The organism is Bradyrhizobium sp. 132 (genome assembly GCF_023074185.1).
GTDB lineage: Bacteria > Pseudomonadota > Alphaproteobacteria > Rhizobiales > Xanthobacteraceae > Bradyrhizobium.
In genome coordinates, this window is record NZ_JADPKY010000067.1 from 23,539 (window position 1) to 39,634 (window position 16,096).

Genomic DNA, 16,096 nt, shown 5'->3' on the forward strand with positions numbered 1-16,096 from the left:
AAAGCACATGACCACCTATTTGAAGCTCGACCACATCGACAAGGTCTTCACCCGCGGCGCGGCCACGACCGAGGTGTTGAAGGAGATCAACCTGACGATCGAGAAGAGCGAATACGTCTCGATCATCGGCCATTCCGGTTGCGGCAAGTCGACCCTGCTCAACATCATCGCAGGATTGACCACCGCCACCACCGGCGGCGTACTGCTGGAGAACCGCGAGGTGAACTCGCCGGGTCCGGATCGCGCAGTGGTGTTCCAGAACCACAGCCTGCTGCCGTGGCTGACGGTGTACGAGAACGTCAGGCTCGGCGTCGACAAGGTCTTCGCCAAGACCAAGAAGCGCGCCGAACGCGACGCATGGGTCATGCACAATCTCAACCTCGTGCAGATGGCCCACGCCAAGGACAAGCGGCCCTCGGAAATCTCCGGCGGCATGAAGCAGCGCGTCGGCATTGCCCGCGCGCTTGCGATGGAGCCCAAGGTGTTGCTGCTCGACGAGCCGTTCGGCGCGCTCGACGCGCTGACCCGCGCGCATTTGCAGGACTCCGTGATGGCGCTGCATCAGAAGCTAGGCAACACCATCTTGATGATCACCCACGACGTCGACGAGGCCGTGCTGTTGTCCGACCGCATCGTCATGATGACGAACGGGCCGAGCGCGCGCATCGGCGAGGTGCTGGAGGTGCCGCTGGCGCGCCCGCGCAAGCGGCTCGAGCTCGCGACCAACGCCGCTTATCTGAAGTGCCGGCAGCGCGTGCTCGAATTCCTCTATGAGCGTCATCGCTTCGTCGAAGCCGCGTAAGCGCGTCGTTAACACATGCGTGGCCCGCACAAATAACAGACATCAAGCTCAATCCTTGTGCGCCGCACAAGGATTGAGCGAATCGCAAAATTTGCGTGCGAATGGAGCCCTGCAACAATTTCGGGCTGTTCCAATAAGTCTCTGAATTCCCTGTATTTACCGAATGCGCGCAGTTGGCACGGAAATTGAAGCACCAACCGCGACGCCAACGACGCCGTCCCTCAACATCATCAATCAGCATCGCAACTCGCCACCGGGGTGAAGCCTCGGAGCGCGCCTCCGTGGCCGGGGGCAGAGCCTGCAACGACGCAGCGGTGAGCCTGGAAGGGATAATGTAATGACGAAGGATCCGACGTGGATTTCCGAATGGCGCCCCGAAGATGAGGCGTTCTGGAATGCGACTGGCAAGACTATCGCGCGACGCAACCTGGTCTGGTCGATCGTGGCCGAGCATATCGGCTTCTCGGTCTGGCTGATCTGGAGCATCGTCACCACCAAGCTGCCGCAGGCGGGCTTCCACTACACCACCGACCAGCTGTTCCAGCTCGTCGCAGTGCCCGGGCTGATCGGCGCGTTGATGCGCTTTCCCTACACCTTCGCGGTGACGACCTTCGGCGGCCGCAACTGGACCATCTTCAGTGCCGCGATCCTGTTCATTCCGACGCTTTCGCTCGCCTACTTCGTGAGCCAGCCCGACACGCCGTTCTGGCTGATGCTGCTGATTGCCTCGACCGCCGGCCTCGGCGGCGGCAATTTCGCGTCCAGCATGACCAACATCTCCTTCTTCTTTCCCGACCGGATGAAGGGATGGGCGCTGGGCCTGAATGCGGCCGGCGGCAATATCGGCGTCTCCAGCGTGCAGCTGTTGACCCCGATCCTGATGACGCTCGCCGTCATCAACCTGTTCCAGGCAACCCCCGTCGACGGTGTCTTCCTGCAAAACGCCGGCCTGATGTGGGTGCTGCCGATCGCGATCGCGGTGTTCGGCGCGGTGTTCTTCATGAACAACCTGACCACGGCCAAGTCGTCGATCAGGAACCAGCTCGCGGTGGTCAAGCGCAAGCACACCTGGATCATGGCGTATCTCTATATCGGCACGTTCGGCTCGTTCATCGGCTACTCGGCTGCGTTTCCGCTGCTGATCAAGACGCAATTTCCGCAAGTCACGATTGCAATCGCATTCCTGGGGCCGCTGGTCGGCTCGTTGTCGCGGCCGCTCGGCGGCTGGCTTGCCGACAAGATCGGTGGGTCGGTCATCACGTTCTGGAATTTCATCGTGATGGCAGGCGCCACGGTCGGCGTGCTCTACTTCGTCGGGCAGAAGGACTTTATCGGCTTCCTGTCGATGTTCCTGGTCCTGTTCGTGACGACGGGCATCGGCAACGGTTCGACCTACCGCATGATTCCCTCGATCTTCCGCGAGCAGAATCTGTTCAGGGTGCGCGGCAAGGGCGATGCGGAGCGCGCGGTCGCCTTGAAGACGGCGAGCATCGAGAGCGGTGCGGCGGTCGGCTTCATCGGCGCGGTCGGCGCCGTCGGCGGCTATCTGATCCCGACCGGCTTCGGCAAGTCGATCGCGCTGACGGGAGGACCGCAGCTCGCGCTCGCGATCTATCTCGGTTTCTACGCCTCCTGCCTCGCGCTGACCTGGTGGTTCTATCTGCGTCGCAGCCCGCAGGGTGAAGGCGTGTCAAGCCTTGCCGGGGCGCGCGTGTAACACTTGGTACGAATCTCGCTTCTCTCCGTACGCGGGGAGAAGCATTGCCCGACAGTTTGATCATGAACCTGGTTCGCAACGGCGCGCACCAAGGCAAACCGAAACAGGCAGGAGAACATCATGACGCCAGAACAGATCACCCTCGTCCAGCAGAGCTTTGCCAAGGTCGCGCCGATTTCCGCGCAGGCCGCGATACTGTTCTACGATCACCTGTTCGAGGTGGCGCCGTCGGTGCGCGCGATGTTTCCCGAGGACATGACCGAGCAGCGCAAGAAGCTGATGGGCATGCTCGCCGCCGTCGTCGGCGGCCTGTCGAACCTGGACTCGATTCTTCCCGCGGCCTCGGCGCTGGCGAAGCGGCACGTCGCTTACGGCGCCCAGGCCGAGCACTACCCCGTGGTCGGCGCGACCTTGCTGTGGACCCTGGAGAAGGGGCTCGGCGAAGCCTGGACGCCCGAACTCGCTACCGCCTGGACTGACGCCTATGGCGTGCTGTCCGGCTACATGATTTCCGAGGCCTATGGCGCCCAGGCGCAGGCCGCCGAATAGGAGACGCCTTGTGAGTGAGCCACTCGTCATCGTTGGTAACGGTATGGCGGCCGCGCGCCTTGTCGACGAGCTCGCCAAGACCGCACTCGGCCGCTACGCGGTTGCCGTTATCGGCGATGAACCACGGCTCGCTTACAACCGCGTGCTGCTCTCCTCCGTGCTGGCCGGCGAGACCGGTTCGCACGAGATCGAGCTGAGACCTGCCGACTGGTGGCGCCATCGCGGCGTCACGGTGCGCTACGGCTATCGCGTCACCGAGATCGACACCGGCCGACGCGAGCTCAAGATCGAAGGCGAAGAGAGCATGGAATATTCCAAGCTCGTGCTCGCCATCGGCTCGACGCCGCTGCGGCTCAACGTGCCGGGCGCCGATCTCGCGGGCGTGCACACCTTCCGCGACACCCGCGACGTCGATCTGCTGCTGACGCTGGCAGCGGCGAAGAAGCGCGTCGTCGTGGTCGGCGGCGGTCTGCTCGGACTCGAAGCGGCCTACGGCCTCGCCAAGGCCGGAGCGCCTGTGACGCTGCTGCATCTGATGGACCGGCTGATGGAGCGCCAGCTCGATGCGCCCGCTGCGGACCTGCTCAAGACGCTGGTCGAGCGCAAGGGCATTCGCATCCTGCTCAATGCCTCCACGGTCCGCATCCATGGCGAGGGCCAGGTCGAAGGGGTCGAGCTTGCCGATGGCAGCCGCATCGAGGCAGATGCCCTGATCTTCGCCGCCGGCATCAGGCCCAATACTGCGCTCGCCAAGGACGCCGGCATCGCGGTCAACCGCGGCATCGTCGTCAACGACGAGATGCAGACGGCGTCGCCCGATATCTACGCGCTCGGCGAGTGTGCCGAGCATCGCGGCACCTGCTACGGCCTCGTCGAGCCTGCCTACGAGCAGGCGCGCGTGCTGGCGCGACATCTCGCCGGCCGGCCTGCGGCCTATCAGGGCAGCGTAGTCTCGACCAATCTGAAAGTGTCAGGCGTCAGCGTGTTCTCCGCCGGTGACTTCATGGGCGGGGAGGGCAGCGAGAGTCTCGTGCTCACCGATCGCAGGCGCGGTACCTACAAGAAGCTCGTCATCGCCGACGGCCGGCTCACCGGCGCCGTGCTGATCGGCGATACCGTCGATGCGCTCTGGTACCTCGAACTGATCCGCAACCGCGAAAAGGTGGCGGCGATCCGCACCGACATGGTGTTCGGCCGCGCGCTCGCGCGTCCCTCGAAAGCAGCCTGATATGACCGCGATCGATCCCACGCTCCGCGCCACCAAGACGACCTGTCCGTATTGCGGCGTCGGCTGCGGCGTGCTGGCGACGCCGGACGGCAACGGCGGCGCAGCGATCGCGGGCGATCCTGACCACCCCGCCAATTTCGGCCGGCTGTGCTCCAAGGGCTCGGCACTCGGCGAGACCTTCGGGCTGGAAAGCCGGCTGCTCTATCCGATGATCCGCTGCAAGGGCCTGCTGGAACGCGTCGCCTGGAGCGATGCGCTCGACCACGTCGCCCACCGCATGCAGCACATCGTCGCCCGCGACGGCGCCGACGCGGTCGCGTTCTATCTCTCCGGCCAGCTTCTGACCGAAGACTATTACGTGGCCAACAAGCTGATGAAGGGCTTTGTCGGCACTGCCAATGTCGACACCAACTCGCGGCTCTGCATGTCGTCCTCGGTCGCCGGTCACCGCCGTGCCTTCGGTGCCGACACCGTGCCCGGCTGCTACGAGGATCTCGACCAGGCCGATCTGCTCGTCTTCGTCGGCTCGAATGCCGCCTGGTGCCATCCCGTGCTGTTCCAGCGCATGGTGAAGAACCGGCAGGAGCGCGGCGCCCGCATGATCGTGATCGATCCGCGCCGCACCGATACCGCGACCGACGTCGACCTGTTCCTCGGCCTCAAGCCAGGCACCGACACGGCACTGTTCTCCGGCCTGTTAGTTCACCTCGCCGACAACGGTGCGCTCGATCAGGACTACATCGCGCAATACACGTCGGGCTTTGACGACGCACTGGCGCGCGCGCGCAGCATCGCCGGCAGCGTCACGGCGACCGCACTGGCGACCGGCCTCTCCGAGCAGGACGTTGCCACCTTCTTCAAGATGTTCCGCGACACGCCCCGCGTCGTCACACTGTATTCGCAAGGCGTCAATCAGTCGGCGCAGGGCACCGACAAGGTCAACGCGATCCTGAATTGCCATCTCGCCACGGGGCGCATCGGCAAGCCCGGCGCTTCGCCGTTCTCGCTCACCGGCCAGCCCAACGCGATGGGCGGCCGCGAGGTCGGCGGCCTTGCCAACCAGCTCGCCGCGCATATGAACTTCACGCCGCCGGATATCGACCGCGTGCGGCGGTTCTGGAAGGCGCCGCGCATCGCCACCCATGAAGGGTTGAAGGCGGTACCGCTGTTCGAAGCCATCAACCGCGGCGAGGTCAAGGCGCTGTGGGTGATGGGCACCAACCCCGCAGTGTCGCTGCCCGATGCGGACTTCGTGCGCGAGGCGCTGACGAAACTCGAGCTGTTCGTGGTGTCCGAGAACGTGCTCTCGAACGACACGGTCGATGCCGGCCCGCACGTGCTGCTGCCGGCGCTCGCCTGGGGTGAGAAGTCGGGCACCGTGACCAATTCCGAACGCCGCATCTCGCGCCAGCGCTCCTTCCTGCCTGCGCCAGGCGAGGCAAGACCGGACTGGTGGATCCTGAGCGAGACCGCAAGGCGACTCGGCTTCGGCGACAGCTTCAACTACAAATCGGCGGCCGATATCTTCCGCGAGCACGCCGCGCTCTCGACGTTCGAGAACGACGGCAGCCGCGATTTCGACATCGGCGCGCTGACGTCGCTGTCCGACGAGGCCTTCGACGCCTTGAAGCCCGTGCAGTGGCCCGCGCGCGAAGGCGAGGCGCCCATCGAACGGTTCTTCGCGCAGGGTGGCTTCTTCACCAATGACGGCAAGGGCCGCTTCGTCGCGCCGGAGGTGCCGGCGCTGCGTGGCGAGACCGGGCCGTCGCGGCCGCTGCGCCTCAACACCGGGCGCATTCGCGATCAGTGGCACACCATGACGCGTACGGGTCTCAGCCAGCGGCTCGGCGCGCATCTGCCGGAGCCGTTCGTCGAGATCCATCCTGACGATGCCAGCAAATACGGCATCGTCCACGATGGCTATGCCCGCATCACCACGGACTACGGCCAGTGCATCCTGAAGGTCGTCGTCAGCGATCGGCAGCAGCGCGGCACGCTGTTCGCGCCGATCCACTGGAGCGCGATGAACGCCTCCCACGGTCGCGTCGGTGCGCTGGTCGCACCGTTCACCGATCCGTTCTCGGGGCAGCCGGAATCGAAGGCAACGCCGGCGGCGATCGCGCCCTATGAATACGTCTTCCGCGGCTTTGCGTTGTCGCGCAAGCAGCTCGACCTACCGTCGAACCTGATGTGGACCCGCGTCACGGTCGTCGGCGGCTTCGGCTATCTCTTCGCCGACAATGCGGATCTGTCGCGCTGGCCGGCCTGGCTCGAGAGCGTCGCCGGCGAGGACGTCGCCGACTATCGCGACTTCGGCGGCGGCGTTTATCGCGCGGCGTCGTTTGCGGGCGACCGCATCGAAACCTGCCTGTTCGTCGGCCCCGCGCATGATGCGGGCGACTGGGAGGTGGTGAAGAGCCTGTTCGTGGCCGACCACGTCACCGACGAGCAGCGCCGCATGCTGCTCTCCGGCAAGTCCAGCGAAGGTGCCGTCTCGACCGGCCCTGTCGTCTGCGCCTGCTTCGGCATCGGCCGCGGCACCATCTGCGACAGCATCGCTGCCGGCGCGCGCACGGCCGCCGAGATCGGCGCAAAGCTCAAGGCCGGCACCAATTGCGGCTCCTGCATCCCCGAGCTGAAGCGCCTGATCGCGACGACCGAGGTCGCGCCGGAGAAGCAGGCCAAGGTCGCGAGCGCGGCGGGGTGAGGGGTCTCTCCAGACCAAGACGGTCTCGTGCCCCGGACGCTGCGCAGCACGAAGTGATGCGCTGCAGAGCTGGGGCCCATCGCGCGGAGGTTTGTGTGGGCCTTTCTGGGTCCCGGCTCTGCGCAGCAACGCAGGGGGCGTTGCAGCGCGTCCGGGACACGAGAGCGGTATGGTTAGGTACGCCGCCATGCCCTCCGCCCAATCGACGCGCCCTCGATTGTGCCCTATGTTGCCGCGCTCTCCCATCAACAACGACAAAAATAACAATGATGTACCTGGAAACGCCGCCGCGCCTGATCGAAACCAAGCTGTTCTCCGCAATGCCCGACAGGTTCCGCCGCAAAGGCGAGCGGACGGATTGGGCCGATGCCAACCGGCCGGGTGTGCCGACGGACTCCTTCATCGAAGGACCGTCGTTCGACAAGGATGGCAATCTCTACATCGTCGACATTCCCTTCGGCCGCATCTTCCGCATCGCGCCCGATGGCGAATGGTCGGTCGCGATCGAATATGAGGGCTGGCCGAACGGATTGAAGATCGCGGCCGACGGCCGCATCATGGTCGCCGACTACAGGCACGGCATCATGGAGTTCGACGCCAAGGCCGGCCGCATCAAGCCTGTCCTGACTGCACGCAATTCGGAATCGTTTCGCGGCTGCAACGATCTGCATCTCGCCTCCAACGGCGACATCTATTTCACCGACCAGGGCCAGACCGGCCTGCATGACCCCAGCGGCCGCGTCTATCGCCTGACACAAAGCGGCCGGCTCGATTGCCTGATCGACACCGGCATCAGCCCGAATGGCCTGGTGCTCGATCCGACCGAAACGGTGCTGTTCGTCGCGATGACGCGCGACAACGCGGTGTGGCGGTTGCCGTTCATGAAGGACGGCAGCGTGTCCAAGGTCGGCCGCTTCTGCTCGCTGTTCGGCACCAGCGGCCCCGACGGCATGACCATGGACGCCAAGGGCCGCCTGTTCGTCGGGCACGCTTCGCTTGGCCATATCTTCGTGTTCGCGCCGAACGGCGAATTGATCGCGCGGATCAAATCGTGTGCGGGGCCGAATTGCACCAACGTCGCAATCGGTGGCGCAAAGAACGATCGGCTCTATATCACGGAGTCCGGGACCGGCAGCGTGCTGGTCGCTGATATCAGCGGATTGAACTCTTGAGCATGACGGCGGTTGCCTGAGCGAAAGAGCGGTATCGGAGCAGACATGAACACAAAACCTTTCGGCGAAACCGGCGCCCCCGTCTCCGTGATCGGGCAGGGCACCTGGTATCTCGATCATGGCGATCGCAAGCGCGCGATCACGGCGCTTCAGCGCGGGCTCGATCTCGGCATGACTCACATCGACACCGCCGAGATGTATGGTGATGCCGAACTCGTCATTGCCGATGCGATCACGAGCCGGCGCGACGACGTGTTCCTGGTCTCAAAGGTGCTGCCAAGCAACGCTTCGCGCGGCGGAACCATCACCGCCTGTGAGCGCTCGCTGAAGCGGCTGAAGACTGATCGGCTCGATTGCTATCTCCTGCACTGGCGTGGCTCGTATCCGCTGGAGGACACCGTCGCCGCGTTCGAGGAACTGGTGAAGACCGGCAAGATCAAATCCTGGGGCGTCTCCAATTTCGACGCCGACGATCTCGACGAGATCCTCGAAATTGCCGGCGAAGGCAAGATCGCCTGCAATCAGGTGCTCTATCATCTGAAGGAACGCGCGATCGAGCACGCGGTGATCCCGTGGTGCGAACGGCATGGCGTCGCTGTGGTCGCCTATTCGCCGTTCGGCCACGACGATTTCCCTACGAGCAACAGCAAGGGCGGCGCCGTGTTGACGGGCATAGCGGAGGCGCGTCGCGCGACGCCGCGCCAGGTCGCGCTGAGCTTCCTCACCCGTGAGACTACGGTGTTCGCGATCCCGAAGGCGTCCTCTGCGGAACATGCCGGCGAAAATGCAGCGGCCGGTGATCTCGTGCTGACGAAAGACGAGATTGCTGCGCTCGATGCGGCGTTTCCGCGCGGTGCAAAGCCGCGCAGCCTGCCCATGCTGTAGTGCACAAAAGCCTATTATTAATGGAGTATTGACGCGCGCGGGCGTGAGCGCATATCGGCATCCTGTTTTCGGAAGTTGTGAAAGCGGCGCAATTATCGTTTTTAAGGATCATTCCCGATTCGCATTTCCTAGGTTCCTGCCGTGACACCGCCGCCCGCCGTAGCCGCAAGGCTCGACAGTATTCCCATGCCCATGCCGGAAAAGAAGCAGCAGGTGCGCCGCGCGCCTGCGCGCGTCGATCATCCCTTCAAGGGTATCGCGCTGGTGCTGCTGTCGACGATCTTTCTCGGTTGCTCCGATGTCACCGCGAAATATCTATCGTCGAGCCTGCCGTCGATCGAGATCACCTGGATCCGCTTCGTGACGTTCGCGCTGATGTTCACGCCGGTGATGCTGCCGGGCTCGCCGTTCCATGCGATGCGCACCGAGCGCCTCGGCCTGCAACTGATGCGCGGCGCGGCACTGCTCGGCTCTTCGCTGTTCTTCATCACCGGCCTGAGCTTCCTGCCGATCGCGGAAGCCTCCGCCACCGGCTTCGTCTCGCCGCTGTTCGTCACCGCACTCTCGATCATCTTCCTGAGCGAGAAGGTGGGCATGCGCCGCTGGATCGCCACCGCGATCGGCCTGACCGGCGTGATGATCATCCTGCGTCCGGGCTCCAGCGCGTTTCACGCCGCCGCGTTCTTCCCGATCGTCTCGGCGTTCTGTTGGGCCGCCGCGCTGATCCTGACGCGCATGATAAGCGGCCGCGAAGCCGTCCTCACCACGATGGCTTATTCGGCGCTGACGGGCGTTGCGATCCTCTCGCTGATGGTGCCGTTCGTCTGGGTCACGCCGAGCTGGACCGCGATCGGACTTGGCATCGTGATCGGTGTTGCCTCCACCGTCGGCCAGTGGATCATCGTGCTGGCCTATCGCTACGGCGATGCCTCGGTGCTGGCGCCGTTCTCGTATACGCAATTGCTGTGGGTCAGCATTTTGGGCTTCTTTCTGTTCGGAGAAGTGCCTGATATCTGGACCGTCACCGGCGCGGCCTTCATCGTCGCCAGCGGCCTCTACATCGCCCACCGCGAGCGCATCCGCCGCGCCCAGCTCCTGATAATGGAAGAGCGTTCCCCGAACCCCTGACGCAAGTTCGCGCGTCCGCTTTGTGCTATCAACGGCTCCAACAACAAGGGAGGAGCCGGATGCGCGCTGCGATTTTCAGGAACGGTGAGATCGTCGTCGACCGGATGGCTGAGCCGAAGCCGCGCAACGGGCAAGTGCTGGTCAAGACGCTCGCCTGCGGCATCTGCGGCTCAGACCTTCACGCACGCCAACACGCCCACCGCATGGTGGAGATGGCGCGGAAGACCGGGCGCAAGCCAATGGACCTCACCCGCGACGTCGTGTTCGGCCATGAGTTCTGCTGCGAAATCGTCGATTACGGGCCCGGCACCACGCGCAAGCTCAAGTCGGGTACGCGCGTGTGCTCACTGCCGGCCCTGGTGACGCTGCAGGGCATCGAGGGCATCGGTTATTCCAACGAGAATGTTGGCGGCTATGCCGAGGCGATGCTGCTGAGCGAAGCGCTGCTGCTCGAAGTGCCCAACGGTCTGGCGCCGGAGCATGCTGCACTCACCGAACCGCTCGCGGTCGGCGTTCACGCCGTGGCCAAGGCCAATATCCAAGGCGGCGAGGTGCCGCTCGTGATCGGCTGCGGGCCGGTCGGGCTTGCGGTGATCGCCGCGCTCAGGATCAGGGGCCTGCATCCGATCGTCGCCGCCGACTATTCGCCGGCGCGACGCGCGCTCGCGGCCAAGCTCGGCGCCGACATCGTCGTCGATCCCCTGAAGTCGCAGCCCTATGCGACCTGGGCCGAGCACGCGCAGATGTCGGACGCGGAAAAGGCGGCGCGGCCGCCGTTGCAGGCCATGCTGCCTGCGCTGAAGCCCGCGATCATCTTCGAATGCGTCGGCGTGCCCGGTCTGTTGCAGCAGGTGTTCGAGGGCGCGCCGCGCGATGCGAGGATTGTCGTGGTCGGCGTCTGCATGGAGACCGACAGGAGCGAGCCGATGCTCGGCATCATGAAGGAGCTCAACGTTCAGTACGTGCTCGGCTACACGCCGGACGAATTCGCAGCGTCGCTGCGCCTGATCGCGGAAGGGCAGGTGGACGCGGCTGCGATGGTGACGGCGGAAGTCGGCATCGACGGAGTCGCAAAGGCTTTCGCCGATCTCGCCAATCCTGAAGTCCACACCAAGATCATCGTGCAGCCGTGGCGGTGATGCCTTACACCGGCAGCGCGATCGAATATTTCACTTGGCTGAGCGCAAAGCTGGACTCGATCGAGGCGATGCCGTCGAGCCGGGTGAGCTTGGTTTTCAGGAAAGTCTCATAGGATGCGAGGTCGGCCGCGACCACGCGCAGCAGATAGTCGCGGTTGCCGGTCATCAGATAGCACTCCAGCACCTCGTCCCATTTCGAGATTGCGCGTGCGAAGCGGTTGAGATCCTCCTCCTTCTGCCGCGCCAGCTTGATCGAGATGAAGACGCTGACATGCAGCCCCAGTGCCTTCTGGTCGACCGTCGCGATGTAGCGCGAGATGACGCCGCGCTCCTCCAGCAGCTTGACCCGGCGATGGCAGGGCGAGACCGAGAGTCCGACCTTGTCGGCGAGTTCCTGCATGGTCAGCCGGCTGTCATTCTGGAGCAGGGCGAGGATTTTTCGATCGATGGCGTCTAGCGCGGGCATTGGGATAGAACCTGTTGCTTCTAGATAGTTTTTGGTATGGCGTTCCAATATTAGCAGGTATCGCGCGAAAAATTGAGAAATTTGGCCCAGCCCGCAGGCGTATCATCGTGGCACCTGTTTTCCGGGAGCGTTGCCATGCCCGTTGATACCGCCCGTCTCGACACATCGACCGCGCTGGCCCGCAAGGCGCTGTGGCTGTCGTCCTGGACCATCCATCACGCCAACCACGTCCGCACCAGCTCGGATGGCCTGAAGGTCGGCGGACATCAGGCCTCGTCGGCCTCGCTCGCGACCATCATGTCGGCGCTGTATTTCCATGTGTTGCGCCCTGAGGATCGCGTCGCGGTGAAACCGCATGCGAGCCCGGTGTTCCACGCCATCCAGTATCTGTTCGGCCGGCAGAGCCGCGAGAAGCTGGAAAACTTCCGCGGCTTCAAGGGCGCGCAGTCCTATCCCTCGCGCACCAAGGATGTCGACGACGTCGATTTCTCGACCGGCTCTGTCGGCCTCGGCGTCGCGCAGACGCTGTTCGCCTCGCTGGTGCAGGACTATGTCAAGGCGCATGGTTGGATGAAGGATCGCCGCGAAGGGCGGATGATCGCGCTGGTCGGCGATGCCGAGATGGACGAGGGCAACATTTTCGAGGCGCTCGCGGAGGGCTGGAAGCACGGCCTGCGCAACACCTGGTGGGTGGTCGACTACAACAGGCAGTCGCTGGACGCCGTCGTCCGCGAAGGCCTTTGGGAAAAATTCGAGACCATGTTCCGCAATTTCGGCTGGGACGTGGTGATCGTGAAATACGGCCGCCTGATGCGCGAGGCCTTTGCCGAGCCCGGCGGCGAGGCGTTGAAGCGCTGGATCGACAATTGCCCGAACGCGCTCTACGCGGCGTTGTGCTTCCAGGGCGGCGCCGCCTTCCGCAAGCATCTGCATGACGAGATCGGCGATCAGGGACCTATCACAAAACTGATCGACAAGCGCAGCGACGACGAGCTGCTGGCGCTGATGTCGAACCTCGGTGGCCACGATATGGCGAGCATGCTGGAGGCGTTCGAATCCATCGATCACGACCGCCCGGTCTGCTTCATCGCCTACACCATCAAAGGCGTCGGCCTGCCGTTCCAGGGCCACAAGGACAACCACGCCGGTCTGATGACGGTCGCGCAGATGGAGAAATATCGCGACAGCCAGAACATCCGACCCGGACACGAATGGGACAGATACGAGGGTCTCGCGCAAGACGCCGCCGAGCTCGATGCCTTCCTCGCGCGCGTGCCGTTCAACCAGGACGGCCGCCGGCTTACTGCGCCTGCTATCGAGGTGCCCGCGCAGCTCGCCTTCAAGCCGTCGCCGCAGATGTCGACCCAGCAGGGTTTTGGGCTGGTGCTGAACGAGATCGCGCGCGGCGACAGCGAGCTTGCCAAGCGCATCGTCACGACATCGCCTGATGTCACCGTCTCGACCAATCTCGGTCCGTGGGTGAACAGGCGCGGCCTGTTTGCGCGCGGCGAGAAGGCGGACTTATTCCGCAGCGAGAAAATTCCTTCCACGTTCAATTGGGACTTTTCGCCGAAAGGCCAGCATCTCGAACTCGGCATTGCCGAGATGAACCTGTTCATCATGCTCTCGGCGCTCGGCCTGTCGCACCAGATCAACGGCGAGCGGCTCTTGCCGGTCGGCACGCTCTACGATCCCTTCATCGAGCGCGGTCTCGATGCGCTGAACTATGCCTGTTACCAGGATGCGCGCTTCATGGTGGCGGCGACCCCATCAGGCATCACGCTCGCGCCCGAAGGCGGCGCGCACCAGTCGATCGCAACGCCGTTGATCGGCATGGCGCAGGATGGCCTTGCCTCGTTCGAGCCGGCCTTCGTCGACGAACTCGCCGTGATCATGGGGTGGGGATTCAACCACATGCAGCGCGATCCGGGCGAGGGCGGCTCGATCTATCTGCGGCTCTCGACGCGCAGTATCGAGCAGGCGCAACGGATCATGACGCCCGAACTGGAGCAGGGCATCACCGACGGGGCTTATTGGCTGCGCAAGCCTGGCCCGAATGCCGAACTCGTGATCGCCTACACCGGCGCGGTCGCGCCCGAAGCGATCGAGGCGACCGGCTTCATCGGCGAGAGCCGGCGCGACATCGGCCTGCTCGCGATCACTTCCGCAGATCGTCTGCATGCGGGTTGGACCGCCGCACGGAAATTGCGCCGTGATCGGAGAGGCGTGCAGCATCTCAGCCACATCGAAAAACTGCTCGCGCCGCTGCCGCGCGACTGCGGCATCGTGATCGTGATCGATGGTCACCCGGCGACGCTCGGCTGGCTCGGCAGCGTCCGCGGCCATCGGGTCGAGGCGCTCGGCGTCGAGCAGTTCGGTCAGACCGGTACGATCGCCGACCTCTACCGTCACCACGGCATCGATGCCAACGCCATCATCGATGCGGCCGAAAGCCTCACCACCGGCGCGCCGGTGCTGCATCGGAAGATGGCGGTGTAGTGGGAATGACCGGCGCATGGGCCCCGGCTCAGCAGCGCACCGCTGAAGGGCGCTGCGCTGCGTCCGGGGCACGAGAGCCGCTTCGACGAGCTGCAGTTTCGCGTCCCGGACGCGGCGCGGCATGAAATGACGCGACGCTGAGCCGGGACCCAAGTTCTTACGTCCCAGCCACCTTGCCACCCCTCCGCCATCGGCTCATATAGCCTCCGTCCGCCGCAACGCTGGCCCCGCATATGGCGGGTTCAATTGCCGGCGCTTTCGTGCAAGGATGCCTGCCGAAACGCCCCCTCCATACCCAAGAAGAGGTTCACGATGGTCAATCGCATGCAATTCTACATCGACGGCGCCTGGGTCGATCCCGCCGTCAAGAAGTCCACCCCGGTCGTCAATCCGGCGACGGAAGAGGCGATGTACGACATTGCGCTGGGCTCCAAGGCCGACGTCGACAAGGCCGTCGCCGCCGCCAAGCGCGCGTTCGTGACATTCTCCCAGACCAGCCGTGACGAGCGCGTCGCGCTGCTCACCAAGGTCATCGAGATCTACAAGGGGCGCCTCAAGGAGATCGGCGCTGCCGTCTCCGACGAGATGGGCGCGCCGCTGCCGATGGCCGAAAAGCTCCAGGCCGGCGCCGGCCTCGGCCATCTCATGACCACGCTCGACGTGCTCAAGAACTATCATTTCGAGGAGCCGGTCGGCACCGCCATGGTGCTGCGCGAGCCGGTCGGCGTGGTCGGCATGATCACGCCCTGGAACTGGCCGCTCAACCAGATCGCCTGCAAGGTCGCGCCCGCGCTCGCCGCCGGCTGCACCATGATCCTGAAGCCGTCGGAGTTCACCCCGACCTCGGCGCTGATCTTCGCGGAAATCCTCCATGAAGCCGGCGTGCCGAAGGGCGTGTTCAACCTCGTCAACGGTCTCGGCCCCGAGGTCGGCGCCGCCATGAGCGAGCACCCCGATATCGACATGATCTCGTTCACCGGCTCGACCCGCGCCGGCATCGATGTGGCCAAGCGTGCGGCGCCGACCGTGAAGCGCGTCAGCCAGGAGCTCGGCGGCAAGTCGCCGAACGTCATCCTCGAAGGCGCCGACCTCCCGAAGGCGGTGACCGGCGGCGTGATGCACATGTTCAACAACTCCGGCCAGTCCTGCAACGCGCCCTCGCGCATGATCGTGCCGCTGTCGAAGATGAAGGAAGTGGCCGCGATCGCGAAGGCTGCCGCTGACAAGACCAAGGCGGGCGATCCGCGCGCCGAGGGCACCACCATCGGTCCGGTCGTCAACCGCGGCCAGTGGGACAAGATCCAGGGGCTGATCAAGAAGGGCATCGACGAGGGCGCAACGCTCGTGTCCGGCGGCCCGGGCCTGCCCGAGGGCGTCAATAAGGGCTTCTATGTCCGCCCGACCATCTTCGCCGACGTCACCCCTGACATGACGATCGCGCGCGAAGAAATCTTCGGACCGGTGCTGACCATCATCGGCGCCAAGGACGAAGCCGAGGCCGTGCATATCGCCAACGACACGCCCTATGGCCTGGCCGGCTATGTCACGGGCGCTTCCGTCGAGGACGCCAAGCGGGTCGGCCGCCAGATCCGCGCCGGCAACGTCAACCTCCAAGGCGTGCCCAACGACCGCACCGCGCCGTTCGGCGGCTACAAGCAGTCCGGCAACGGCCGCGAATGGGGCAAGTACGGCCTCGAGGACTTCCTCGAAGTGAAGGCCGTCGCCGGCTTCAACGCGGCGTAAGCTTTATCGTTTGAACCAACATGACGCCGGAGTGGAAAACCGCTCCGGCGTTTTTGTTCTA

Annotated in this window: 12 protein-coding genes; 11 read left to right on the forward strand and 1 reads right to left on the reverse strand. The window is 64.5% G+C overall.

All coding sequences use genetic code 11. From position 1 onward, the window contains the following. Positions 1-7: 7 nt before the first annotated feature. The 9 genes from IVA74_RS10845 to IVA74_RS10885 all read left to right on the forward strand — a co-directional run bounded on the left by IVA74_RS10845 (position 8) and on the right by IVA74_RS10885 (position 11,327). Positions 8-802: an ABC transporter ATP-binding protein gene (locus IVA74_RS10845; RefSeq protein WP_247342694.1), complete on the forward strand. Its 795-nt coding sequence runs from the start codon at positions 8-10 to the stop codon at positions 800-802. A 337-nt stretch (positions 803-1,139) separates the two neighbouring features. Next, the gene (locus IVA74_RS10850; RefSeq protein WP_247342697.1) at positions 1,140-2,519 is read left to right on the forward strand and encodes an MFS transporter; all 1,380 of its coding nucleotides are present in this window, start codon (positions 1,140-1,142) and stop codon (positions 2,517-2,519) included. Between the two features lie 120 nt (positions 2,520-2,639). After that, positions 2,640-3,068, forward strand: coding sequence for a globin family protein (locus IVA74_RS10855; RefSeq protein WP_247342700.1), 429 nt, complete (start codon positions 2,640-2,642; stop codon positions 3,066-3,068). A gap of 10 nt (positions 3,069-3,078) precedes the next feature. Then, the gene (locus IVA74_RS10860; protein ID WP_247342703.1) at positions 3,079-4,296 is read left to right on the forward strand and encodes an FAD-dependent oxidoreductase; all 1,218 of its coding nucleotides are present in this window, start codon (positions 3,079-3,081) and stop codon (positions 4,294-4,296) included. Between the two features lies 1 nt (position 4,297). After that, complete coding sequence (locus tag IVA74_RS10865) at positions 4,298-7,003, forward strand: nitrate reductase (RefSeq protein WP_247342706.1); 2,706 nt, start codon at positions 4,298-4,300, stop codon at positions 7,001-7,003. A 269-nt stretch (positions 7,004-7,272) separates the two neighbouring features. Beyond that, positions 7,273-8,175 (forward strand): SMP-30/gluconolactonase/LRE family protein, encoded by a 903-nt coding sequence (locus IVA74_RS10870; protein ID WP_247342759.1) that lies wholly within the window; start codon positions 7,273-7,275, stop codon positions 8,173-8,175. A gap of 45 nt (positions 8,176-8,220) precedes the next feature. After that, complete coding sequence (locus IVA74_RS10875; RefSeq protein ID WP_247342709.1) at positions 8,221-9,060, forward strand: aldo/keto reductase; 840 nt, start codon at positions 8,221-8,223, stop codon at positions 9,058-9,060. Positions 9,061-9,246: 186 nt separating this feature from the next. Continuing rightward, positions 9,247-10,188 (forward strand): DMT family transporter, encoded by a 942-nt coding sequence (locus IVA74_RS10880; protein ID WP_247342712.1) that lies wholly within the window; start codon positions 9,247-9,249, stop codon positions 10,186-10,188. Between the two features lie 59 nt (positions 10,189-10,247). Continuing rightward, on the forward strand, positions 10,248-11,327 hold the full coding sequence (locus IVA74_RS10885) for a zinc-binding dehydrogenase (protein WP_247342714.1): 1,080 nt from the start codon (positions 10,248-10,250) through the stop codon (positions 11,325-11,327). Between the two features lie 4 nt (positions 11,328-11,331). On the opposite strand, the gene IVA74_RS10890 is transcribed toward IVA74_RS10885, so the two are convergent. Next, positions 11,332-11,793: an Lrp/AsnC family transcriptional regulator gene (locus tag IVA74_RS10890; RefSeq protein WP_247342718.1), complete on the reverse strand. Its 462-nt coding sequence runs from the start codon at positions 11,791-11,793 to the stop codon at positions 11,332-11,334. A 135-nt stretch (positions 11,794-11,928) separates the two neighbouring features. On the opposite strand from IVA74_RS10890, the gene IVA74_RS10895 reads away from it, so the two are divergent. Both IVA74_RS10895 and IVA74_RS10900 read left to right on the forward strand, forming a co-directional pair. Then, positions 11,929-14,292 (forward strand): transketolase, encoded by a 2,364-nt coding sequence (locus IVA74_RS10895; RefSeq protein ID WP_247342721.1) that lies wholly within the window; start codon positions 11,929-11,931, stop codon positions 14,290-14,292. A 312-nt stretch (positions 14,293-14,604) separates the two neighbouring features. Beyond that, the gene (locus IVA74_RS10900; protein ID WP_247342724.1) at positions 14,605-16,035 is read left to right on the forward strand and encodes an aldehyde dehydrogenase family protein; all 1,431 of its coding nucleotides are present in this window, start codon (positions 14,605-14,607) and stop codon (positions 16,033-16,035) included. Positions 16,036-16,096 lie beyond the last annotated feature (61 nt).

Bases quoted from the DNA above. Each gene is read 5' to 3' on its own strand.
- IVA74_RS10895 (WP_247342721.1), top strand. From the start codon at position 11,929: ATGCCCGTTGATACCGCCCGTCTCGACACATCGACCGCGCTGGCCCGC.
- IVA74_RS10865 (WP_247342706.1), top strand. From the start codon at position 4,298: ATGACCGCGATCGATCCCACGCTCCGCGCCACCAAGACGACCTGTCCG.
- IVA74_RS10885 (WP_247342714.1), top strand. From the start codon at position 10,248: ATGCGCGCTGCGATTTTCAGGAACGGTGAGATCGTCGTCGACCGGATG.
- IVA74_RS10890 (WP_247342718.1), bottom strand. From the start codon at position 11,793: ATGCCCGCGCTAGACGCCATCGATCGAAAAATCCTCGCCCTGCTCCAG.
- IVA74_RS10880 (WP_247342712.1), top strand. From the start codon at position 9,247: ATGCCCATGCCGGAAAAGAAGCAGCAGGTGCGCCGCGCGCCTGCGCGC.
- IVA74_RS10855 (WP_247342700.1), top strand. From the start codon at position 2,640: ATGACGCCAGAACAGATCACCCTCGTCCAGCAGAGCTTTGCCAAGGTC.
- IVA74_RS10875 (WP_247342709.1), top strand. From the start codon at position 8,221: ATGAACACAAAACCTTTCGGCGAAACCGGCGCCCCCGTCTCCGTGATC.
- IVA74_RS10870 (WP_247342759.1), top strand. From the start codon at position 7,273: ATGTACCTGGAAACGCCGCCGCGCCTGATCGAAACCAAGCTGTTCTCC.
- IVA74_RS10850 (WP_247342697.1), top strand. From the start codon at position 1,140: ATGACGAAGGATCCGACGTGGATTTCCGAATGGCGCCCCGAAGATGAG.
- IVA74_RS10845 (WP_247342694.1), top strand. From the start codon at position 8: ATGACCACCTATTTGAAGCTCGACCACATCGACAAGGTCTTCACCCGC.
- IVA74_RS10900 (WP_247342724.1), top strand. From the start codon at position 14,605: ATGGTCAATCGCATGCAATTCTACATCGACGGCGCCTGGGTCGATCCC.